The sequence below is a fragment of the Kitasatospora sp. NPDC056531 genome (assembly GCF_042794375.1).
Classification (GTDB): Bacteria; Actinomycetota; Actinomycetes; order Streptomycetales; family Streptomycetaceae; genus Kitasatospora.
The window spans coordinates 520,094-541,891 of sequence record NZ_JBHTTU010000001.1 but is presented as its reverse complement, the minus strand read 5'-3'; the positions used below and the strand labels follow the sequence as shown (position 1 = coordinate 541,891).

The 21,798-nt window shown below is 70.2% G+C and carries 21 protein-coding genes and 1 tRNA gene; 15 read left to right on the top strand and 7 right to left on the bottom strand.

Annotation, left to right across the window (positions count from 1 at the left end):
* The 8 genes from ACFQ87_RS02660 to ACFQ87_RS02625 all read left to right on the top strand — a co-directional run.
* Positions 1-304 (top strand): hypothetical protein (locus ACFQ87_RS02660; RefSeq protein WP_380608714.1); only part of this gene is annotated, 304 nt, incomplete at its 5' end.
* Between the two features lie 137 nt (positions 305-441).
* Positions 442-2,517, top strand: a complete 2,076-nt coding sequence (locus ACFQ87_RS02655) for a transglycosylase family protein (RefSeq protein WP_380608713.1) — start codon at positions 442-444, stop codon at positions 2,515-2,517.
* Between the two features lie 1,198 nt (positions 2,518-3,715).
* Positions 3,716-4,117 (top strand): WXG100 family type VII secretion target, encoded by a 402-nt coding sequence (locus tag ACFQ87_RS02650; RefSeq protein ID WP_380608712.1) that lies wholly within the window; start codon positions 3,716-3,718, stop codon positions 4,115-4,117.
* A 4-nt stretch (positions 4,118-4,121) separates the two neighbouring features.
* Positions 4,122-5,831 (top strand): alpha/beta hydrolase, encoded by a 1,710-nt coding sequence (locus tag ACFQ87_RS02645; protein ID WP_380608711.1) that lies wholly within the window; start codon positions 4,122-4,124, stop codon positions 5,829-5,831.
* Complete coding sequence (locus tag ACFQ87_RS02640) at positions 5,828-6,358, top strand: hypothetical protein (RefSeq protein WP_380608743.1); 531 nt, start codon at positions 5,828-5,830, stop codon at positions 6,356-6,358. Before ACFQ87_RS02645 ends, ACFQ87_RS02640 begins: the two co-directional genes overlap by 4 nt.
* Before the next feature lie 245 nt (positions 6,359-6,603).
* Positions 6,604-7,542, top strand: coding sequence for a DUF3631 domain-containing protein (locus ACFQ87_RS02635; protein ID WP_380608710.1), 939 nt, complete (start codon positions 6,604-6,606; stop codon positions 7,540-7,542).
* A 171-nt stretch (positions 7,543-7,713) separates the two neighbouring features.
* Complete coding sequence (locus ACFQ87_RS02630; RefSeq protein WP_380608709.1) at positions 7,714-8,052, top strand: helix-turn-helix domain-containing protein; 339 nt, start codon at positions 7,714-7,716, stop codon at positions 8,050-8,052.
* Between the two features lie 63 nt (positions 8,053-8,115).
* Positions 8,116-9,639, top strand: a complete 1,524-nt coding sequence (locus ACFQ87_RS02625; protein ID WP_380608708.1) for a tyrosine-type recombinase/integrase — start codon at positions 8,116-8,118, stop codon at positions 9,637-9,639.
* Positions 9,640-9,755: 116 nt separating this feature from the next.
* On the opposite strand, the gene ACFQ87_RS02620 is transcribed toward ACFQ87_RS02625, so the two are convergent.
* The 3 genes from ACFQ87_RS02620 to ACFQ87_RS02610 all read right to left on the bottom strand — a co-directional run bounded on the left by ACFQ87_RS02620 (position 9,756) and on the right by ACFQ87_RS02610 (position 11,585).
* A tRNA-Pro gene (locus ACFQ87_RS02620) sits at positions 9,756-9,829 on the bottom strand.
* Positions 9,830-9,929: 100 nt separating this feature from the next.
* Positions 9,930-10,874, bottom strand: a complete 945-nt coding sequence (locus ACFQ87_RS02615) for a metallophosphoesterase (RefSeq protein ID WP_380608707.1) — start codon at positions 10,872-10,874, stop codon at positions 9,930-9,932.
* A 24-nt stretch (positions 10,875-10,898) separates the two neighbouring features.
* On the bottom strand, positions 10,899-11,585 hold the full coding sequence (locus ACFQ87_RS02610; protein WP_380608706.1) for a CGNR zinc finger domain-containing protein: 687 nt from the start codon (positions 11,583-11,585) through the stop codon (positions 10,899-10,901).
* A 157-nt stretch (positions 11,586-11,742) separates the two neighbouring features.
* Between ACFQ87_RS02610 and ACFQ87_RS02605 the strand changes: the two genes are divergently transcribed.
* Positions 11,743-12,195, top strand: coding sequence for a GatB/YqeY domain-containing protein (locus ACFQ87_RS02605; RefSeq protein WP_380608705.1), 453 nt, complete (start codon positions 11,743-11,745; stop codon positions 12,193-12,195).
* A 157-nt stretch (positions 12,196-12,352) separates the two neighbouring features.
* On the opposite strand, the gene ACFQ87_RS02600 is transcribed toward ACFQ87_RS02605, so the two are convergent.
* The gene (locus ACFQ87_RS02600; protein WP_380608704.1) at positions 12,353-14,677 is read right to left on the bottom strand and encodes a transglycosylase domain-containing protein; all 2,325 of its coding nucleotides are present in this window, start codon (positions 14,675-14,677) and stop codon (positions 12,353-12,355) included.
* A 424-nt stretch (positions 14,678-15,101) separates the two neighbouring features.
* Between ACFQ87_RS02600 and ACFQ87_RS02595 the strand changes: the two genes are divergently transcribed.
* Complete coding sequence (locus tag ACFQ87_RS02595; RefSeq protein ID WP_195911063.1) at positions 15,102-15,425, top strand: WhiB family transcriptional regulator; 324 nt, start codon at positions 15,102-15,104, stop codon at positions 15,423-15,425.
* Positions 15,426-15,471: 46 nt separating this feature from the next.
* Here the strand turns inward: ACFQ87_RS02595 and ACFQ87_RS02590 are convergent, their stop codons facing one another.
* The gene (locus ACFQ87_RS02590) at positions 15,472-16,689 is read right to left on the bottom strand and encodes an ArsA family ATPase (RefSeq protein WP_380608703.1); all 1,218 of its coding nucleotides are present in this window, start codon (positions 16,687-16,689) and stop codon (positions 15,472-15,474) included.
* Positions 16,690-16,762: 73 nt separating this feature from the next.
* Positions 16,763-17,836, bottom strand: coding sequence for an ArsA-related P-loop ATPase (locus ACFQ87_RS02585; protein WP_380608702.1), 1,074 nt, complete (start codon positions 17,834-17,836; stop codon positions 16,763-16,765).
* 382 nt (positions 17,837-18,218) lie between these two features.
* Here ACFQ87_RS02585 and ACFQ87_RS02580 point away from each other — a divergent pair, with 382 nt between their 5' ends.
* From ACFQ87_RS02580 to ACFQ87_RS02560, 5 genes are all read left to right on the top strand, one after another.
* Positions 18,219-18,377 (top strand): DUF4177 domain-containing protein, encoded by a 159-nt coding sequence (locus tag ACFQ87_RS02580; protein ID WP_360227045.1) that lies wholly within the window; start codon positions 18,219-18,221, stop codon positions 18,375-18,377.
* Entirely contained in the window at positions 18,374-18,841 is a 468-nt protein-coding gene (locus tag ACFQ87_RS02575) for a RidA family protein (RefSeq protein ID WP_380608701.1), read from the top strand. Before ACFQ87_RS02580 ends, ACFQ87_RS02575 begins: the two co-directional genes overlap by 4 nt.
* Positions 18,842-18,904: 63 nt before the next feature.
* The gene (locus ACFQ87_RS02570) at positions 18,905-19,771 is read left to right on the top strand and encodes an NUDIX hydrolase (RefSeq protein WP_380608700.1); all 867 of its coding nucleotides are present in this window, start codon (positions 18,905-18,907) and stop codon (positions 19,769-19,771) included.
* Positions 19,772-19,855: 84 nt separating this feature from the next.
* Positions 19,856-20,029: a hypothetical protein gene (locus tag ACFQ87_RS02565; protein ID WP_380608699.1), complete on the top strand. Its 174-nt coding sequence runs from the start codon at positions 19,856-19,858 to the stop codon at positions 20,027-20,029.
* A gap of 73 nt (positions 20,030-20,102) precedes the next feature.
* Entirely contained in the window at positions 20,103-20,936 is an 834-nt protein-coding gene (locus tag ACFQ87_RS02560; protein ID WP_380608698.1) for an MBL fold metallo-hydrolase, read from the top strand.
* 122 nt (positions 20,937-21,058) lie between these two features.
* Here ACFQ87_RS02560 and ACFQ87_RS02555 read toward each other — a convergent pair whose 3' ends face one another.
* Positions 21,059-21,733 carry a Crp/Fnr family transcriptional regulator gene (locus ACFQ87_RS02555; protein ID WP_380608697.1) on the bottom strand — a complete coding sequence of 225 codons (675 nt, stop codon included), beginning with the start codon at positions 21,731-21,733 and terminating at the stop codon, positions 21,059-21,061.
* Between the last annotated feature and the right edge of the window lie 65 nt (positions 21,734-21,798).

The following is a 21,798-nucleotide window of genomic DNA, read 5'->3' as shown; positions in this document are numbered from 1 at the left end:
GTCGCCTTCCGCGGTGGTCGACAACAGCGGTGGGATCCACGTGTTCACCCGGAAGGCGAACGACGGGAACCTGATCGAGACGGTCGACTACAAGGCTGACAACAACTGGGGCGAGGAGATCCTGAACAACCGGGCCAACTACACCTACGCCATGACCGGTTCGGCCGCGGCCACCGTCGACGCCACCGGTGGCATCCACGTCTTCACCCAGAAGCCCAACGACCGCGACCTCATCGAGACCGTCGACTACAAGGGCGACAACAACTGGGCCGAACAGGCCCTCACCGGCCAGACCGGCCTGTAACAGCAAGCATCCAGGACTGATCAGAGCCCCGGGCGGCGCCGCCACCACCTCACCGCCCGGGGCTTCCCTTTGCCCAACCACCTGAACCCACTCGCCGGTGCTGCCCTTGCCCGGCTGCACCCCCAAGGAGATCAACCGTGGCCACCAGGAAGTCGATGCTTCTGCGCATCGCCGTAGCACTGCCGACCATCGCGATCGGCACGCTGACCGCGGCGACCCCGTCCATGGCCGCGTCGGTCGCGACCTGGGACAAGGTCGCGCAGTGCGAGAGCACCGGCAACTGGAGCATCAACACCGGCAACGGTTACTACGGCGGACTGCAGATCAACATGCAGAACTGGCAGTCCTACGGCGGCACCGCGTACGCGTCCCGCCCCGACCTGGCCACCAAGCAGCAGCAGATCCTGATAGCCGAGAAGATCCTCGCGGACCAGGGCGCAGGTGCCTGGGGCTGCGCCCCGGGCACTGGACTGGACACCGACAAGTCCCAGCCGTACCCGGACCCGCCGGCGGCGCCTTCGGTGAGTGTGAGTCAGTTGGTCGGGGATCAGTCGGGGGCGGTGTTCCTGTCGGCGTCCGCGTCGGGTTCGGGTGGGGCGTCGTTGTCGACGCAGTTCTTCGTGGACGGTCGGGCGGTGGGGTCCGACACGGGTAGCAACCCTGTCGTGGTCTGGGACACCACCAGCGTGGCCGGCGGCACCCACCAGGTCACGGCTGTCACGACTGCGAGCAACGCGGGTGGCAGTGCCTCCACCACTTCCTCGGCCGTTGCCGCGAGTGTCGAGAACTATTCGATGATGTCGACGTCGTCGGTCACGGACAAGGCCGGAACGGTCCATGTCTTCCGTATCAACCAGGGCAATGGCCACCTCACCGACTCCTACCGTCCCAAGGGCGGTAAGTGGGCCGCGCAGGACCTGAACACCAAGGCCGGATTCACCTATGCGCAGGCCGGTGCTCCGGCTGCGGTGGTCGACAACAGCGGTGGGATCCATGTGTTCACCCGGAAGGCCGACGACGGCAGCCTGATCGAGACGGTCGACTACAAGGGCGACAATAACTGGGGCGAGGAGATCCTCAACTACCGGGCGAACTACACCTATGCGATGAGTGACTCCCCGGCGGCGGTGGTGGACAAGACCGGTGGGATCCACGTGTTCACCCGCAAGGCGAACGACGGCAGCCTGATCGAGACCGTGGACTACAAGGGCGACAACAACTGGGGCGAGGAGATCCTGAACAACCGGGCGAACTACACCTACGCGATGGGCGGGTCGCCTTCCGCGGTGGTCGACAACAGCGGTGGGATCCACGTGTTCACCCGGAAGGCGAACGACGGGAACCTGATCGAGACGGTCGACTACAAGGGCGACAACAACTGGGGCGAGGAGATCCTGAACAACCGGGCCAACTACACCTACGCGATGAGTGACTCCCCGGCGGCGGTGGTGGACAAGACCGGTGGGATCCATGTGTTCACCCGGAAGGCCGACGACGGCAGCCTGATCGAGACGGTCGACTACAAGGCTGACAACAACTGGGGCGAGGAGATCCTCAACTACCGGGCGAACTACACCTACGCGATGGGCGGGTCGCCTTCCGCGGTGGTCGACAACAGCGGTGGGATCCACGTGTTCACCCGGAAGGCGAACGACGGGAACCTGATCGAGACGGTCGACTACAAGGGCGACAACAACTGGGGCGAGGAGATCCTGAACAACCGGGCCAACTACACCTACGCGATGAGTGACTCCCCGGCGGCGGTGGTGGACAAGACCGGTGGGATCCATGTGTTCACCCGGAAGGCCGACGACGGCAGCCTGATCGAGACGGTCGACTACAAGGCTGACAACAACTGGGGCGAGGAGATCCTCAACTACCGGGCGAACTACACCTACGCGATGGGCGGGTCGCCTTCCGCGGTGGTCGACAACAGCGGTGGGATCCACGTGTTCACCCGGAAGGCGAACGACGGGAACCTGATCGAGACGGTCGACTACAAGGCTGACAACAACTGGGGCGAGGAGATCCTGAACAACCGGGCCAACTACACCTACGCCATGACCGGTTCGGCCGCGGCGACCGTCGACGCCACCGGTGGCATCCACGTCTTCACCCAGAAGCCCAACGACCGCGACCTCATCGAGACCGTCGACTACAAGGGCGACAACAACTGGGCCGAACAGGCCCTCACCGGCCAGACCGGCGCCTGAGCGGACACCGACGAGCTGGACGAGCTCGCATGAGGGGCTCTTCCTGAGAGCCCCAACTGAGAGAACTTCGATGGAACAGCCTTGCGGGCGGCCACCAAGCTGGTGCCCCCCCGCAGGGCTTCGCCGGCCCAGTTCCAGGTCGTCCGGCGTCGGGTGGCGCCGTCGGACGCCTGCACGGGATCCGCGGGATGCGATGTGCCTACTGCCTGACGGCCTGGAACTGATCGACATCGACCAGTTCCTCCCTCGTCCCGCCTTACGGCGGCCGGTCGGCGGTGAGCCGCCCTCGTCACCCGAAGGCCCGGCACGGGCAAGGAACCGGGGCCGGTCATGGAACGCCGCCCGGTTCGGCGTTCCTCCTGATCGTCTTCGATCACGACCCGGCCCTGACCTCGCGGCTGACCGGGCAGCCATGGGCCCGGATCTTCCCGGCCGGTGACCCGGGCGCCCTCTCCGAGATGCCGGGCCGGTTTATGGCCAGGGCGCCCGTCCGGCCGGGTCCGCAGAAGCCAGGGGTACGGGGCACGGCAACACGTCCCACATGCCTGCAGCCTTCTGACGACCCCCGATAAGTGCTGATCACCGCACTGGGCTGTGTCCTGAATCACATCGCGACGTCAGTGGAGCGCCCGGGCTCGCCGGCGCTTCTTCAGTAGCCGTTGCTGGCTGTCGGGGAGGGGCAGAGCGGTTGCTGTACTTCGCGCCGGCAAATACGCCAGAGGCCCTGCCGGATTTCTCCGGCAGGGCCTCTGCACTGGGTCGGGGTGGCGGGATTTGAACCCACGGCCTCTTCGTCCCGAATGAGGTCACTGTGTGGCCGCACTCAGGAGGAAGCCCTGAACATCCACGTGAGGGCGTTGGTCGACGTTGGCCCCACGCGGTTGAGCGGGGTTGCCGATTCAAGATCCACTCCCTGCTCACTCCCCAGCTCTACCGTCTCCGCTTCGGTCGATGGCGGCGGTTGGCTAACGTCGCCACCCACTTCAACGGGGAACGGTCCGGGGAACCGAGAGCAGGGGCGGGAAAAATCGCGGATTCTCATCACGTCGGGGGCCTCGTTCGTTCTGCCCGCATCCCGGCCGCCCGTCCGCCACCCGGTCGGTTCCGCTCTGAAGTGATCAAAGATCCGTTAAAATCGGCATCGAACGATCTCGGGCCGGGGGGCATGCGGGGTCCGGAGACAACGGGGGAAGAGAGCGTGGCAGATCCTGATGCGAGCCTGCAATTCAAGGTCAACCCTGCCGAACTGGACGGCTGCGGGCAGAGCGCGCAGCACGTCGGGGGTCTGATACCGGGTGAGACCGAAAAGATCGCGGAGCCGTGCAACCAGGCCGCCGGCACGCTGCAGGGGTGGCTGACGGCCGCGGCGGTGCGCGACTGCGGGGCCAACTGGAAGACGCTGCTGGACAAGCTGGCGGGCGACATGGGCGACGTCGGTACCAAGCTCGCGACGACGGCCGCCTACTACCGCCAGGTAGAGAAGGACATCCACACGAGCATGCGGAATCCGGCCGCCCCGGTCCCGGACGAGCCGGACCCCTTCGGTACGACCGTCGTCCCGGGCCCCGTGAAGCCCTCGAGCGCGAAGGCGGCCGAGTAGCCCGATGGACATCAAGACGCTGTACGACGCCAACATCATCAACATCACCATCGCGAAGAACGCCTTCGACGCGCTCTACTCGGCGTTCGGCCGGCACATCGAGTCCTGGCAGCACGAGGTCGCCGACCGGCTGGCCAACTCGCACTGGACCGGCACCGCGTCCGACCACGCCCAGGCCCGGATCCGGTTCCTGGGCACCGAACTCCAGTCCGCGCACAGTGAGCTCGACTTCGTCAGCAAGGCGCTTGCCAAGGCCGCCGAACAATTCGCGCTGGCCCAGTCCCACTTGGTCTACGCCCTCGACGACGCCAAGAACGCGAAACTCGACGTCGCCCCCGACGGCGGTATCACCTGGGACAAGGAGCCGACGTCCGCGAACTACGCGGGCGCCGGCGCCGAGACGACCGCCATCGCCATCAGCAACCGCATCGCCGCCGCGCTCAACGAGGCCGACCACGCGGACCAGGAGATCAGCGCGCGGCTGAACCACTTCGCGAGCAACGCGAGCAACGGCCTCGGCCTGGACGCCGCCATGGTGGCGAAGGACCAGGCCGCCGAGAACGCCCGCGAGCAGATACCCGCCGCGGGAACCGACCCGAACAGCGTCAAGAAGTGGTGGGACGGCCTCACCGACACCGAGCGGCAGAAGTTCATCCACGACGCCCCCGACCGGATCGGCAACCTCGACGGCGTCCCTGCCGCCACCCGCGACCAGGCGAACCGCCTGAACCTGACCAAGGCCCAGACAGACCTCCAGAAGCAGCTCAGCGACCTCGAGAAGTCCGAGCCCCCCAAGGTGGTGGGAACCCAGTACGGGACCGCGCAGAATCCGGACCACGTGATCTGGGAGGCTGAGCGCGACGCCCTCAACGGCAAGTTGCACGGCCTCAAGACGCTCCAGGACCGGCTGGACATGCCCGTCACCGAGAAGGACCCGCGGCCGTTCCTGCTCGGACTCGACGCCGCGGCGCCGAACGGCCGCGCGATCCTCGCGCTGAACGACCCGGACACGGCCGACAACGTGGCCACTTTTGTCCCGGGCACCGAGTCCAAGCTCGCCGGCGTGGGCGGCACCATGGACAAGGCGAAGGAGATGTACCGCAGCGCCCTCCTGGCGAGCCCCGGTAGCAAGGTCTCCACGATCGCCTACGTGAACTACACGGCACCACAGTCGGCTATGCCCAGTGTCGTGCAGCCGATGCCGGACGCGTCCGACGAGAAGTACGCCAAGGACGCGGAGAAGAACCTCTACAACTTCCAGACCGGCCTGCGCGCCACCCACCAAGGGACGCCCTCCCACAACACCATCATCGGGCACAGCTACGGCAGCACGGTCGTCGGCTACGCCATGCGCGACAAGGGACTTCCGGTCGACAGCGTGATCTTCGCCGGAAGCCCCGGAGTGGGAGTCGAGAAGGCGGGCGACCTCAACGTCGACCTGGCGAACGGCACGAAGATGGACCCGTCCAAGGTCTACGCTGTGAAAAGCAGCGGTGACTCGATCGACACCTGGACGACCGACCCTCTCGACCCCGACAACTACAACCCCGCCAGCGACGACGACCATCTGCGCTTCGGCCGCAACCCGATGAACCCGGCCTTCGGCGCGCAGCACCTGCCGTCCCAGAACACCGACCACGACCACTACTGGATTGAGAAGACGCCGTCCTGGAAGGCGTTCGGCCAGGTCATCGCAGGAAAGCCGGTCACATGAGCCGATCCTCTCAGTCGGTACCGCACGGACGATCCGCGCGCGCGGCCCTGCTGTGCCTGCTGCCCGCAGGCCTCCTCGCCCTCGCCGCCTGCGGAAGCAGCACCCCGGCAATGAACCTCGGACAGGCCGGGGAGAAGGTCAAGGCGTACGCCTCCGACGCGCTGGCGGTGCTCCCCGACAAGGACACCGTGAAGATCGCCGAGCCGCTGGTGGACAAGGACGAGTGCGAGGCCGGGCCGGTCGGCTCGACCCCGACGTACATGCCGTACATCTCGTACGACCTACACGGGATCCCTGGGCCAAAGGTGCACGGCGTCTTCGAGGCGGTTCGGCAGCGACTGAAACAGGACGGCTTCTCCGTCGAGCGCAGCGACGACCAGCGACTGGACCTGTCCAACGATGCGAACAAGTTCACCGCCTCGGTTGTGGTGGGCGATCCCGACACGGCGCCTGACACCCTGTATCTCACCGTCGTTGCCCCCTGCGTCAAACCCGGTGCCAGCCCGGGGGCTTCCGCGAACGGCTGACCGCGAACCAGTCGAAGCCCATACGACTCGGTCCAGGAGCCGGGCAGGTACAGCTCGCGGTCGATCAACGCCCGTCCCCTGTTGGAGGCGTAGGCCAGGAAAGTCCCGGTCTGGCAGTCTTCGGTGCGGCCGGAGGCTTGTGTCTGAATAACTGTCAGAGTTGATCTGCCCGGTGGTCCTCGCCAGACAAGCGGGCGCGTAACTGTTCCAGGGCGCGGGCTGGCGATCCGGTCAGCCCGGCCGCGTTGTTCCGCACCGTCTCCGACGCCGACGCCCGCCCGACCGTGCTGTTCGACGAGATCGACACCGTCTTCGGCCCCAAGGCCGCCGGGAACGAGGACCTGCGCGGCCTCATCAACAGCGGGCACCGCCGCTCCGGCGTCGTCCTGCGCTGCGTCGGCGACGGCGGCAGCCAGACCGTGCAGCCGTTCCCCGTCTACGCCGCGCTCGCGATGGGCGGCCTCGGCGACCGGCCCGACACCATCATGAGCCGCTCCGTCATCATCCGGATGCGCCGCCGCGCACCCAACGAGGACGTGGAGCCGTGCCGCGAGCGCGTCCACAAGCCCCAGGGCAACGCCCTGCGCGAGCGCCTCGCCGCCTGGGCCGACAGCGTCCGTGATCAGCTCCACGACGTGTGGCCGGAGCTGCCCGAGGGCATCAGCGACCGCCCCGCCGACGTGTGGGAGCCCCTGATCGCCGTCGCCGACGCCGCAGGCGGCCACTGGCCCGAGCGCGCCCGCACCGCCTGCGTCCAGCTCGTCACCGCCTCCAAGGCCAACGACAAGGGCAGCGTCGGCATCCGCCTCCTCACCGACCTGCGGGACATCTTCGGCGGCGCCGAACGGATGCTCAGCGCCGAACTGCTGAGCAGGCTCGCCGAGCTGGACGACGCACCGTGGGCCGACCTCGACGGCAGGCCCATCACCGCCCGCGCCCTCGCCAGGATGCTCGGCGACTACGTCACCGCCGACAACGACCCGATCAAGCCGCGCAACATCAAGACCGGCCCCAAGAGCAGCGCCAAGGGCTACTACGCCTCGGACCTGTCCGACGCGTGGCTGCGGTACTGCCCGCCTCGCTCCGAGGAATCCGCTACCGCCGCTACCGCGCAGGTCAGGGCCCTGTTCCCGGTAGCGGATACGGATCCGCTACCCGACGCCCCGGCCGCCGCCGCACCGTAGGCCGCCCGCCGCTCCCACCCGCCCCGGCGGGAGCGGCACCAATCCGCTACCGCTACCCAATCCGCTACCAAAAACATGCCCCTGACCAGGGAGGTAGCGGCAGTAGCGGCAGTAGCGGATCCCAGAGAAGGAAGGGGCGAAGCCCCGCCATCGTCGATCTGGAGGTTCCCCATGTTCAAGGACCGGGGCGAACTGCCGACGCTCTTCCGCCCGGCGGACGTCGCCAAGGCCCTCGGCATGTCCGAGTGGTGGGTGAAGGAGCAGGCCCGTCGCGGGCGCATCCCCTTCACCAGGCCCGGGCGCGCCTACCGCTTCACGGCTGAGCAGGTCGCCGAGATCGTCCGCATGTACGAGGCGCGGCCGACGATCGTCGCCGTGTCTCAGGCCCGGGCCGTCGCGGCTGCGGCCCCGACGAAGCCGACCCGCGACCCGCAGCCGAGTCGGTCGACCACCCGACTTCGTGCGCGGATTCCGCGCCGGGCGGTGCTCCACCAGCAGGACGCTGCCTGATCACACCCCACCCGCCCCGCTCGGTGTCGTCACCGGGCGGGGCCCTGTCGTAGAGGGACCACTTTGGGATACGGCGAGAACCGTGGCGACTACTGGCGCGCCCGGTACAAGATCGCGCCCGGCAAGTACGGGACCGTCCTGGACGCCAACGGGAAGGCAGTCCGCTACAAGACCAAGCGCGCGGCCGAGAAGGCTGCCGGGATCGCAGAGGAGGAGGCCGCCAAGGAAGCCGCTCAGCCGCCCGCCGCTCCGGAGCCCGAGCGGACGACCTTCGGCGAGTACGCGAGCAACTGGTACGAGGAGCAGGACCTCGCTGCCTCCACCATGCAGAACTATCGCCGCCACATCGAAGAGCACTTGCTCCCCGAGTTCGAGGATGCCCTGATCGGCGAGATCAGCAAGAGCGCCGTCGACGCCTGGGCGCGCAAGGAGCGCGAGCGCGGGTACGCCGCCAGCAGCATCAAGACGTGGCGGAGCACCCTGCACCTGATCCTCGGCGACGCCGTGGACGAGGGGCTGCGGGACTCCAACCCGGCGGCCCGCCGGCGCGGCCGAGGCAAGCGAGCCGGCCGCTCGCGCAACCGCGGCCCCGAGAAGGTGGTGACGAACGCGCTCGGTGTCCTGCTCATCGCCGAGCGGGCGGCGCTGCTCTCAGGCCGTGATGACGAGTTCGTCGCGGTCGTGCTCAAGGGCTACACCGGCATGCGATGGGGCGAAATCGTCGGCCTCGAAGCGGAGTTCGTCCGCCCGGCCGCCGTCCGGGTGGAGCACCAGCTGTACGAGCTGGACTCCGGCGAGATGCACCGCTGCCCGCCAAAGGACGACTCCTACCGCACGATCGACTCCCCGGGCTTCCTCTCCGCCCTGCTCGCCGGGCAGCTGGCGCGGACGAGGCAGGCGCCGTGCGAGTGCCATGACCTGCGGTATCTGTTCAGCGGGCACGGTGCCGCCAACAGCGCGGCCCAGCGACCCGGCGCGAAGCTGACCGACGTCGCCCGGGCCGCCGGCGTTTCCACCGGGACCGTGTCCAACGTGCTGAACCGCCCGGCGGCGGTCGCCGAGGGCACCCGGGCGAGGGTGGAGAAGGCCATGGCCGATCTCGGCTACATCCGGTGGCAGGCCTCCGGGGAGAACGCGGCGCACTGGCCCAGGAGCGGGTTCGCCACCTGGCTGTTCCACCCGGCTGCCACCGGCTGGTACCCGAAGAAGGCCCCGGAGGAGGCGCGCCCGGTGCCGCTGCTGGCCGACCCATGGCCTGGCATCCCGGCCCGCGGCCGAGGCGCCACCGCCTGCGCCCAGGCCAGCTGGCTGCCGATTGCGCGCGGCCTCACCCCGCACGGGCTGCGGCACTCGCACAAGACGATGATGGACGAGCTGCGGACGCCGGTGAAGCTCAAGGACGAGCGGATGGGGCACGAGGACGGCTCCGTCCAGGCCCGGTACTCCCACATCACGCCGGAGATGCGCCGGGACCTCATGGAGGGACTGACCCGGATGTGGCTCGGGTCACTCGAAGTCCGCCGGCGGATGTCGCCCGGCTCGCCCGTGGCGGTTCTCGATGCCCTGCTGAGGAAGCCTCAGCAGTAGCCCCCGGGAGAAGGAATCCCGGCGGTTTTCTCCCAGGATTCTCCCGAGAGCGCCGGGAGAAACAGTCAGAGCCGGTGTCCCTTGCGGGACACCGGCTCTGAGCTGGTGTTACTGGGTCGGGGTGGCGGGATTTGAACCCACGGCCTCTTCGTCCCGAACGAAGCGCGCTACCAAGCTGCGCCACACCCCGGTCTTGCGTTTTGTTGCTCTGTCTCCGTCGCAACGAGTAGAACTCTACCGGACGCTCGCCGAGACACGAAATCCGGTTTCGTGCGGGCGTCCGGTGCTGGTCAGCGGGGGGCCGGGGTCAGGGTGAGGAGGGTGGCCTCGGGCGGGCAGGCGAAGCGGACCGGGGTGTAGCGGTTGGTGCCGCAGCCGGCCGAGACGTGGAGGTAGGAGCGGTGGCCGCCGGCCTGGTGGGTGGAGAGTCCCTTGACCCGGCGGGTGTCGAGGTCGCAGTTGGTGACCAGGGCGCCGTAGAAGGGGATGCAGAGCTGGCCCCCGTGGGTGTGGCCGGCCAAGATCAGCGGGTAGCGGTCGGCGGTGAAGGCGTCGAGGACGCGCAGGTAGGGCGCGTGGACGACAGCGAGGGAGAGGTCGGCGTCGGCGGAGGGGCCGCCGGCGACCTCGGAGTAGCGGTCGCGACGGATGTGGGGGTCGTCGAGGCCGGTGAACTCCAGGTCGAGGCCGCCGACAGTGAGGCGGCCGCGGGTGTTGGTGAGGTCGAGCCAGCCGGCCGCGTCGAAGCCGTCGCGGAGCTTCTCCCACGGGTTGTGGACGGCGCCCGTGATGCCGCGGCGGGCGGTGCCGTCGGGGTTGTTCATGCCGTGGGCGCCGCTGCGCATGGCCTGGAGGTAGCGGGCCGGGTTCTTGCGGGCCGGGCCGTAGTAGTCGTTGGAGCCGAAGACGTAGACGCCGGGGAACTCCATGAGCGGCCCGAGCGCGTCGAGGGTGGCCGGGACGCCGAGCGGGTCGGAGAGGTTGTCGCCGGTGTTGACCACCAGGTCGGGGCGCAGGCCGGCCAGGCTCTTCAGCCAGCGCTGCTTCTTGCCCTGCCCGCTCACCATGTGGATGTCGGACACCTGCAGGACCCGGATGGGCTTGGCGCCGTGGGGTAGGACGGGGACCTCGACCCGGCGGAGCCGGAAGGCACGTACCTCGTACCCGACGGAGTAGGCGAGGCAGGCGGCGCCGGCGGCGGCAACGCCGAGCGGAACGGAGTACAGCGGTCGCATCAGCCCATGCTCTCAGACGGTGGATCAGCTGGTGAACGTCCGGTGGCCCGGTACGGGAACGGGACCGGTGGACGGCCCCGGGGACGGAACGGGAGCCGGTTCCCCGGTCTCCCGCCGGGCCCGCAGGGCCCGGACCTTGTTCCGGTTGCCGCACCGCTCCATCGAGCACCAGCGCCGCCGCCCGGGCCGCGAGGTGTCGACGAACAGCAGCTGGCAGTTGTGCGCCCCGCACTCGCGGATCCGGTCCGCGTACGGCCCGGTGAGCAGGGCGATCGCGTCCCGGGCGAGGGTGGAGACCAGCTGCGCCCCGTCGGCGGGCAGTGGGGCGGCCGGGGTGCCGTCCGGGGCGATCTGGGGGACGAGCGGGGGGTGGACGGCGGCCGTGTTGAGTACGGCGAGGTCCTCGGCGGCAGCCTCGTCACCGTGGGCGCGGGCCGTGGCCAGCCGCCAGAGGGCGTTGCGGAGGGTGCGGGCGGCAGTGAGCTGGTCGGCGGAGATCCGTACGGCCTCGGCGGGCAGCCGTAGCCGTGACTGCGGGAGCCAGTCGGCGAGGTCGGAGGGCTGGTGCAGCACCTCGTACCGGGCGTAGTCGCCGGGGCCGCCGGTGGGGAGCAGTTCGAGGCAGAGGGCGCCGGGGTCGAAGAGGAAGCGGCTGCCGCCGGGGGTGGTGAGGACCAGGCCGGTCGTCGGCTCCTGCTCTCCATCGATCATGTAACCAGGATAAATGGTTACAGAGTGTTCCGGGACTCCGGACGGGAACCGGCCAGACCCCGGCCAGACCCCGGCTGGACGCCGGACCGACCCCGGCCCGACGCAGGTCCCGGTTAATGGCAAGCGACCGAACGCCGCAGGTGGGAGACTCGTGCCCATGACCACGCTCAAGGAGCAGCTGCAGGAGGACCTCACGGCTGCCATCAAGGACCGGGACGAGCTGCGCTCGTCCACCATCCGGCTCACGCTGGCCGCCGTCACCGCCGAGGAGGTGGCGGGCAAGGAGAAGCGCGAGCTGTCCGACGCCGAGGTGCTGAAGGTGATCACCCGAGAGGCGAAGAAGCGACGGGAGGCGGCCGAGGCCTTCGACAAGGGTGGTCGGGCCGAGCAGGCCGAGCGCGAGCGTGCCGAGGGCGAGGTGCTGGCCGGGTACCTGCCCAAGCAGCTCTCCGACGAGGAGTTGGCCGCGATCGTGGCCGCCGCCGTGGCCGAGAGCGGGGCGAGCGGCCCGCAGGCGATGGGTGCCGTGATGAAGCTGGTCAAGCCGAAGGTGGACGGCCTCGCCGAGGGCGGCCGGGTCGCCGCCGCCGTGAAGGCCGCCCTGGCCTGAGCTGTAGCGGGCCCCGGAGCGGGCCAGCTGTAGCGGGCCCCGGAACGAGCCGGCCGTAGCGGGCCCGACACACGCCGAAGGGGCGCCCCCGGATTACCGGAGGGCGCCCCTTCACCGTTGTGCGGTCACTACACCGCGCGGTCACGCGGACGGCCCGTCAGCCGTTGCCGCCACCGTGCTTGCCGCCGTTCCCGTTCCCGTTGCCGCCGCCGATGAGGCCGGGCGGGAGGTTGAACCCTCCTCCTATCACCCCACCGGGGTTCGGGTTGGCCGGAGGCGGCGGCGGGTTGCCGGCCGGCGGCTGCGGCTGGGCGTTGGGGTCGGCCGGCGGGGTGGGGTTCGCCGGGGGCGCGGCCGGCTGGGGGTCCGGGATGTCGGTGGTCTGGATCGGCTCCAGCGGGGTGCCCTTGAGCGCCTGGTTCATCGCCATCTGCCAGATCGGGCCGGGGCCGGTGGCGCCGAACACGTCGTCGAAGTGCTTGCCGCCGATGTTGATGTTCTTCATCTTGACGCCGCCGGCGGGGCCGCCGAGCCAGACCGCGGTGGCCAGCGACGGGGTGTAGCCGTCGAACCAGGCGGCCTTCTTCTCGTCGGTGGTACCGGTCTTACCGGCGATCTTGCGGCCGTCGTCCAGGCCGAGGGCGGCCGCGGTGCCCTTCTCGGTCACGTTGAGCAGGACGGTGTTGAGCGAGTCCGCGGTCTGCTCGGAGAAGGCCTGGCTGCACTGGGACTGCGGGACCTTGATGTCCTTGCCGTCCACTGTGGTGATCTTGTTGATCGCGACCGGGGTGCAGTACTTGCCGCGGGCGGCGAAGGTCGCGTAGACGTTCGCCATGGTCAGCGGGGAGAGTTCCATGGTGCCCAGGACCATCGAGGGCACCTCCTGGAACTGGTCACCCTTGGCGGACTGGGTGATGCCCAGCTTGTTCGCCATCTGCTTCATCGCGCAGAGGCCGACCTGCTGCTCCATCTGGACGAAGTAGGTGTTGACCGAGCGGGCCATGGCCTCCTTGAGCTGGTACGGGCCGACCTCGCTGTCCTGCTCGTTCTTCACCGTGGCCTTGGGCTTGTCGGTGTTCTTCCAGGTGCCCGCGCAGGTGGTCATCTGGGGGTAGTCGATCTTGTTCTGGGACGGGAACGACTGGGTGTTCGACATGCCCGCCTCCAGCGCCGCCGCGGCGAGGATCGGCTTGAAGGTCGAACCGGTCTGGAAGCCGTTGCCGCCGCCCATCGAGGCGTCGACGTTGAGGTTGACGACGGTCTGGTTCTTGTTCGGGTCCAGGCCGTACGGGCGGGTCTGGGCCATCGCCAGGATCTTGCCGGTGCCGGGCTCCATCATGGTCGCCGCGGCCGACACCTGGTCGGTCACATTGACGTTCTTGGTGACGGCGTTCTGGGCGGCGGCCTGCTTGTCCGGGTCCAGCGTGGTGTAGATGTTCAGACCGCCGGTGTCCCAGAGCTTCTTGCGGTCGTCGGCGTTCTTGCCGAAGGCCGGGTCCTGCTTGACCACGTGGCGGACGTAGTCGCAGAAGAAGCCCATGCCGGCCTGGGCGGTGATGCAGCCGTTCTGCGGGTCCTTGTACTTCAGGCCCAGCGGGGCGGCCTTCGCCTCCTTCGCCTGGTCGGCGGTGATGTGCTTGTTCTCCACCATCTTGTCGATGACGACGTTGCGGCGCTTGACCGCGTTGTCGGGGTAACGCACCGGGTCGTACTGCGACGGGTTCTGGACCAGACCCGCCAGCGTGGCGGCCTCGGCGATGGTCAGGTCCTTGTTGCTCTTGCTGAAGTAGCGCTGGGACGCGGCCTCGACCCCGTAGGCCTGGTGGCCGTAGAAGGTGATGTTGAGGTAGTTGGTGAGGATCTGATCCTTGGTCAGGTCCTCCTCCAGCTTGATCGCGACCTTGAGCTCCTGGATCTTGCGGCCCAGGGTCTTGCGCTGGGCTTCCAGGACGGCCGCCTGGTCGTCGCCGGCCTTCTCCACGTTGACGTTCTTCACGTACTGCTGGGTCAGCGTGGAGGCGCCCTGGGCGGCGGTGCCGCTCTCCGCGTTCTTGCCGACCGCGCGCAGGACACCCTTGAGGTCGACGGCGCCGTGCTCGTAGAACCGGGCGTCCTCGATGTCGACCTGGGCGTGCCGCATGAACGGCGACATCTGGTCGGCGGTGAGGACGGTGCGGTCGCGCTCGTAGACCTTGGCGATCAGGCCGCCCTTGGCGTCGAAGATCTGCGTCGCCTGGGTCAGCGGCGGGGTCTTGAAGTCGTCGGGGATGTTCTGGAAGCTCTCCGCCGTGTCCTTGGCGGTCAGTCCCATGGCGCCGACGGCGGGCAGAGCGAGGCCTGCCAACAGGACTCCGGAGAGCACGCTGACGCCCAGGAACTTCACGCCGTTGCCGACGTGGTCCAACGGTGATCCGCTGCGCTTGCGGCGCGGAGCTCCGGTGTTGCCTGGGGGCTGGGATGCCTGTGGGCGCTTCGGTGCCATGAGGAGAACCCTACGTCCCCGAATCCCGCACATAGGGGCAGGTGTTCGCCTAGGCTTGTCACAAGCTTGCGACAGCTTCGGTGCGTCAGCATCACTCACTCTTGTGGGTGGGGAGACTTGCCCGGATTGCCCGTTCTCGTCCGGATTTTGAGGCGGCTGGGGCCCGCCGCGCTCGAGTGAATGGTGGCGCTCCGTGACGACGCCTGTGGCGAGAGTGCGGGCACTGAACTTGGCAAGGCTTGCGACCTGCGATCACTCCAACGAGTGAGCTGACCGATACCCATAGTCCAATCGGGTCATTCGAGATTGAGCCCGAAGGGGCTGTTGCAAGCTGTCGTTCTTCCGTAACGTCCTCAACTGGCAACGGTGAATATGCCGTTGCCGCCGTGGGGGAGCCTCGAATACGGGAGAGGACGGCGCCGGGATGGGCTGGGTTGACGACTGGAGTGCGCAGGCCGCCTGCCGCACGAGTGATCCGGACGAACTGTTCGTCCAGGGGGCGGCACAGAACCGCGCGAAGGCGGTGTGCAGCGGTTGCCCCGTCCGCACGGAATGCCTCGCGGACGCGCTGGACAACCGGGTGGAGTTCGGTGTGTGGGGCGGGATGACGGAGCGCGAGCGGCGGGCGCTGCTGCGCCGTCGTCCGACGGTCATCTCGTGGCGGAAGCTGCTGGAGACGGCCCGCACCGAGTACGAGGAGTCCCTCGCGACCGGCGTGATACTGACGGACTACGCCCAGGCGGGCTGAGCCCGGCGGCAGTCGGGCCGGACCGCGCCGGGCACCCCCGGGGTGACTACGCCGCGCCGCTCAGCCGGTCCCCGATGGCCCGCAGTCCGTCCAGGTCGTGCACGTCACCCGGCAGCGCCGGGACCTCCACGATCGGCACGTCCGGGTACACAGACACGAAGCGGTCGCGGGTGCGGCGCTCCCGCCCCATGATCAGCATCCGCTCGGCGTGCAGCCGCAGCAACCCGGCCGCGAGCAGTTCCGCGTCGGGAGAGGAGTGCTCCGAACCGTTCTCCTCCAGGGCCTCGGCGGCCGCCAGCGCCCGCTCCGCGGTGAGCTGCGGCGCCCCCGTGCTGTGCACCCGGTTGAGCACCAGCCCGGCCAGCGGCATCCGGTCCGCGGCGAGCCGGTCCACGAAGTACGCCGCCTCGCGCAGCGCGTCCCGCTCCGGCGCGGCCACGACCAGGAACGCCGTGCCCGGCGCCTTGAGTAGCTGGTAGGTGCGGTCGGCGCGCTCGCGGAAGCCGCCGAACATCGAGTCCATGGCGCTGACGAAGGTCTGTACGTCGGTGAGCAGCTGGGCGCCGAAGATCTTGCCCAGGGTCCCGGTGAGCAGGCCCATTCCGGCGTTGAGGAACCTCATCGCGCTGCGGCCGCCGACCTTGGCCGGCGCGGTCAGGATCCGGATCACCCGGCCGTCCAGGAAGGACCCGAGCCGGTTGGGCGCGTCCAGGAAGTCCAGCGCCGAGCGGGACGGCGGGGTGTCCACGACGATCAGGTCCCACTCCTCGGCGGCGCGCAGCTGCCCGAGCTTCTCCATCGCCATGTACTCCTGCGTGCCCGCGAAGCCGGCCGACAGGGACTGGTAGAAGGGGTTCTCCATGATCGCCCGGGCCCGTTCGGGTTCGGCGTGGGCCAGCACGACCTCGTCGAAGGTCCGCTTCATGTCGAGCATCATGGCCTGGAGCTCTCCGGCCCGCCGCCCGCCACCACCCTCGTCCGACCCGCAGAGCGGCGCCCCCTCCATCGCGGTGACGCCCTTGACCACCCGCGGGGTGTTGTCGAGCTCGGTCAGGCCCATCGACTGGGCCAGCCGCCGGGCCGGGTCGATGGTCAGCACCACGACCTTGCGGCCGCGCTCGGCGGCCCGCAGGCCGATCGCCGCGGCGGTGGTGGTCTTGCCGACGCCGCCGGAGCCGCAGCAGACGATGATCCTGGTCTTCGGGTTGTCGATCAGCTCGTCCACCGCGAGCCGCCTTCCGGTGCTCCGTACCCCGTTGCTCATGCGCCCGCCTCGCTACGCTCGGCAGGCGCTGCGCCCATGCCGCACCGCTTGATGGTTCGCTCGCTCCGCTCGCTCATGCCGCCCCCTGCCGCTTCAGTTCGCCCGCCAGCCGGTACAGCCCGCCGAGGTCCACGCCCTCGCCGAGCAGCGGGAGTTCGTACGTCGGGAGCCGCAGCTGCTGCAGGTCGGCGCGTTGCTCGCGCTCCAGCTCGACCCGCTCGGCGTGCTCCCTGGCCTGCTCCAACAGCGGGTCGAGCAGCGGCTCCACCGCGGCCCGGACGGTCTCCGGCTTGCGGGAGCGGCCGCCCAGCCCGGCCTCGCCGAGGGCCAGCGCCACCTCCTCGCGGTGGTCCCCGTCCACCGCGTCCACCGCCGCCGCGTCCAGCACCGGCGGCCGGACCATGTTGACCATCACCCCGCCCACCGGCAGCTTCGCCTCGCGCAGCTCCGCGATGCCGTCGACGGTCTCCTGCACCGGCATCTCCTCCAGCAGGGTGACCAGGTGCACCGCGGTCTCCGGCGACTTCAGCACCCGCATCACGGCCTGCGCCTGAGTGTGTATCGGGCCGATCCGGGCCAGCCCGGCGACCTCGGAGTTGACGTTCAGGAACCGGGTGATCCGCCCGGTCGGCGGGGCGTCCATGACCACCGCGTCGTACCGGCGCCGACCGTCCGGACCCTTGCGGCGGGCCGCCTCGCAGGCCTTGCCGGTGAGCAGCACGTCCCGCACGCCGGGGGCGATGGTGGTGGCGAAGTCGACGAAGCCGACCTTCTGCAGCGCCTTTCCGGCCCGGCCTAGCTTGTAGAACATCTCCAGGTACTCGAGCAGCGCCTGCTCGGTGTCGATGGCCAGCGCGAAGACCTCGCCGGGCGCGCCCTCCCCGGCGGGCAGCCCGAGCTGGGGGCGGGCGACCGAGGCGATCCGGCGCTCCTCGTACGGCAGTGCGGCGATGCCGAACAGCTCGGCGATGCCCTGTCGTCCCTCGACCTCGATCAGCAGCACGCGCCCGCCGTCGGCGGCCAGCGCCAGCGCCAGCGCGGCGGCCAGCGTGGTCTTCCCGGTGCCGCCCTTGCCGCTGACCACGTGCAGCCGGACACCCTCCCAGTCGGGGTCGCGCCGGGCCGCCTGGCCGGGGGTGCGTGCCACGCTCCGTCTCCGTCCGTCTCCGTCCTACGGGCGTCCCCTCCGCCGAGGATGCCCCTGAGACGAGGGTGCCCCTACCGACAGAGGCGCCCCTCACGAGGGTGCCCTCTCGCGAGGGTAACCAGGGAGCGCTCCCGATGCCCGGAGCACCTGGGGTGCCGGGACCGAATCATGCCCCCTTTGTGCCCCACCTCACACGCCGTCCGACAGGACCTGTCCTGCGAGCCCGCCCGGGATCGCGACGCTCCCCCGGCCTCCGGCCGGGAGGCGCCCCCACCTCCGCCTTGCGATGCACGCACCCGACACCGCGGCCTGATCCGACCCGGCCCACCGGACGGGCCCCGTGCGGCGGCGATCGCCGGGACGGCTCGTCTAGAGTCTGGCCATGACCAAGTGGGAATACATGACGGCGCCCCTGCTCGTGCACGCCACCAAGCAGATCCTGGACAACTTCGGCGAGGACGGCTGGGAGCTCGTCCAGGTCGTGCCCGGCCCCAACACGGAGCAGCTGGTGGCCTACTTCAAGCGGGAGAAGAACGCATGAGCAAGGTCGAGGAGAAGCTCGCCGAGCTGGGCCTGACCCTGCCGCCGGTGGCCGCCCCGGTCGCCGCGTACGTGCCGGCCCTGCAGTCGGGCGAGTTCGTGTTCACCTCCGGCCAGCTGCCGGTCGTCGGCGGCAAGCTGCCGAGCACCGGCAAGGTCGGCGCCGAGGTGTCCCCGGAGGAGGCCAAGGAGCTCGCGCAGATCTGCGCGCTGAACGCCCTGGCCGCCGTCAAGTCGGTGATCGGCGACCTGGACCGGGTCGAGCGGGTCGTGAAGGTCGTCGGCTTCGTCGCCTCCGCCCCCGACTTCACCGGCCAGCCCGCCGTGGTCAACGGCGCCAGCGAGCTGCTCGGCCGGGTGCTGGGCGACGCCGGTGTGCACGCCCGCAGCGCGGTCGGTGTCGCGGTCCTGCCGCTGGACGCCCCGGTCGAGGTCGAGCTCCAGGTGCGCGTCAAGACCGGTTGAGTGTGATCGCGAAGGCGGGGTCGGGCCTGTCCAACCCCGCCTTCGTGCGCTTAGCATCCGGGCATGGACCATCGAGCAACGACGCTCCCGATGCCGCCCGGCTGGCCCGCCCGGATCCGGGCGGTCGACTCCGGCGAACTGACCCCTCCGGTGCCCAGGCCTGCCGCAACGGTCGTGCTGCTGCGCGACTCCGCCGCCGGGCCGGAGGCCTACCTGCTGCGCCGCCGCACCTCGATGGCCTTCGCGGCCGGGATGTACGCCTACCCGGGCGGCGGGGTGGACCCGCGGGACGCCGAGGTCGAGACGGGCTGGGCGGGCCCGACGCCCGAGGAGTGGGCGCACCGGCTCGGGGTGGACGCCCGGACGGCGCGGGCGGTGGTCTGCGCGGCGGTGCGCGAGACCTTCGAGGAGGCCGGCGTGCTGCTGGCCGGCCCGGACGCCGACAGCGTCGCCGAGCCGCGCGACTGGTCCGCCGAGCGGGCCGCGCTGGAGGCGCACGAGCTGTCCTTCGCCGAGTTCCTCCGTGACCACGGCCTGGTGCTGCGCAGCGACCTGCTGGGCGGCTGGGCCCGCTGGATCACCCCGGAGTTCGAGGAGCGGCGCTACGACACCTGGTTCTTCGTCGCCGCCCTGCCGCCCGGCCAGCGCGCGGCCCTGGAGGTCGGCGAGGCCGACCGGGTCGCCTGGCTGACGCCGGCCGAGGCGGTCAAGGGCCACCAGGACGGCCGGTTCGGCATGCTGCCGCCGACCGTGACGGTGCTGCGCGAGCTGTCGCCGGTCCGGACCGCCGCCGAGGCGGTGGCCGCGGCCGCCGACCGGGTGCTGGAGCCGGTGCTGGGCCGGGCCGAGGTCCGGGGCAACCGGATGACGGTCCGCTGGCCCGGGTATGACGAACTGACCATCGACGGGGAGTTCCCCGAGGATTCCTGAGCCGAGGACTCCTCACCCGAGGAGCCCTCGCAGGAGGACTCCCGACCACACCGAGAGATGCCGACCAGAAAGGACCGACACCCGATGAACCACAACGACGTGGCTCGCCGGACGGCCCCCGAGCTGCCCGCCCGCCGACTGATCCCCCGTTCCACCGGCTGCGACAGCCAGGTCCCGTTCGTCGAGGTCGCCCAGCGCGCCCTCGTCCGGGCCCTGCCGCTGCGGGTCCTGCATCGCGACGGCGAGGGCGGCCGGTGAGCGAGCGGAGTGAGCGAACCGTCGAGAGGTGCGCGTTGCGCGAAGCGCCTGCCGAGCGGAGCGAGGCGGGCGCATGAGCGGACTCCTGCCGGGTGACCCCGCCGCCGCGATCGGCGGCGAGGCCACCCCTCGGGCGCTGTGCGTGCTGGCGCCGAACCCGTCGCCGATGACGCTGGACGGCACCAACACCTGGCTGCTCGCCGAGCCCGGTTCGGACCTCGCGGTGGTGATCGACCCGGGCCCGCTGCACGAGGGCCACCTGCACCGGGTGGTCGAGCTCGCCGAGGAGCGGGGCCAGCGGATCGCGCTCACCCTGCTCACCCACGGCCACGCCGACCACTCCGAGGGCGCGGCCCGCTTCGCCGAGCTGACCGGCAGCGAGGTGCGGGCCCTGGACCCGGCGCACCGGCTGGGCTCCGAAGGCCTGGTGGGAGGTCAACGCCTGGACGTCGGCGGCCTCGACCTGCGGGTGGTCGCCACCCCCGGCCACACCTCGGACTCGCTGACCTTCCACCTGCCGGACGACGGCGCGATCCTCACCGGCGACACCGTGCTCGGCCGCGGCACCACGATGGTCGCCCACCCGGACGGCCGGCTCGGCGACTACCTGGACTCGCTGCGCCACCTGCACACGATGGCCTCCCACCACGGCGTGCGGACCGTGCTGCCCGGCCACGGCCCGGTGCTCGCGGACGCGCTCGGCGCCGTCGACTACTACCTGGCCCACCGGGCCACCCGGCTCGCCCAGGTGGAGACCGCGGTCGAGGCGGGCTGCCGGACGGCCGTCGACGTGGTCGCCCGGGTCTACGCCGACGTGGACCGGGCGCTCTGGCCTGCCGCCGAGCTCTCGGTGCGGGCCCAGCTGGAGTACCTGGAGGAGCACGGGCTCATCCCCGACCAGGGCTGACCCGCGAGCGGCCGGGGGCTGACCCGCGAACGCACGGGGCTGACCGCGAACGAGCAGGGCTGAGGCCCGCGAACGGCGAAGGGCCGGTCCGCCCGGACCGGCCCTTCAGCGTTCGTACGGTGTCAGCGCGAGCGGCGCGACAGCCGCTCGACGTCCAGCAGGACCACCGCGCGCGCCTCCAGCTTCAGCCAGCCACGGCCGGCGAAGTCGGCGAGCGCCTTGTTGACCGTCTCGCGGGAGGCGCCGACCAGCTGGGCCAGCTCCTCCTGGGTGAGGTCGTGGGCGACGTGGATGCCCTCCTCGGACTGCACGCCGAAGCGGCGGGAGAGGTCCAGCAGGGCCTTGGCGACGCGGCCGGGCACGTCGGAGAAGACCAGGTCGGACATCACGTCGTTGGTCCGGCGCAGTCGGCGGGCGATGGCCCGCAGCAGCGCGATGGAGACCTCGGGGCGGGCGTGCAGCCAGGGCTGCAGGTCGCCGTGGCCCAGGCCCAGCAGCTTGACCTCGGTCAGCGCGCTGGCGGTGGCGGTGCGCGGGCCCGGGTCGAACAGCGACAGCTCGCCGATCATCTCGCTGGGACCGAGCACGGCGAGCATGTTCTCGCGGCCGTCCGGCGAGGCGCGGTGCAGCTTGATCTTGCCCTCGGCGACGACGTACAGCCGGTCGCCCGGGTCGCCCTCGTGGAACAGCGACTCCCCACGGGCGAGGGTGACCTCGGTCATGGAAGCGCGCAGCTCGCCGGCCTGTTCGTCGTCGAGTGCCGCGAAGAGTGCGGCGCGCCGCAGAACGTCGTCCACGTGCTTCCTCCTTCTCGGCCGTGCGGCGAGTGGGCCGTCCGGCGCAAGTTCCGTTCAGTGTTCTG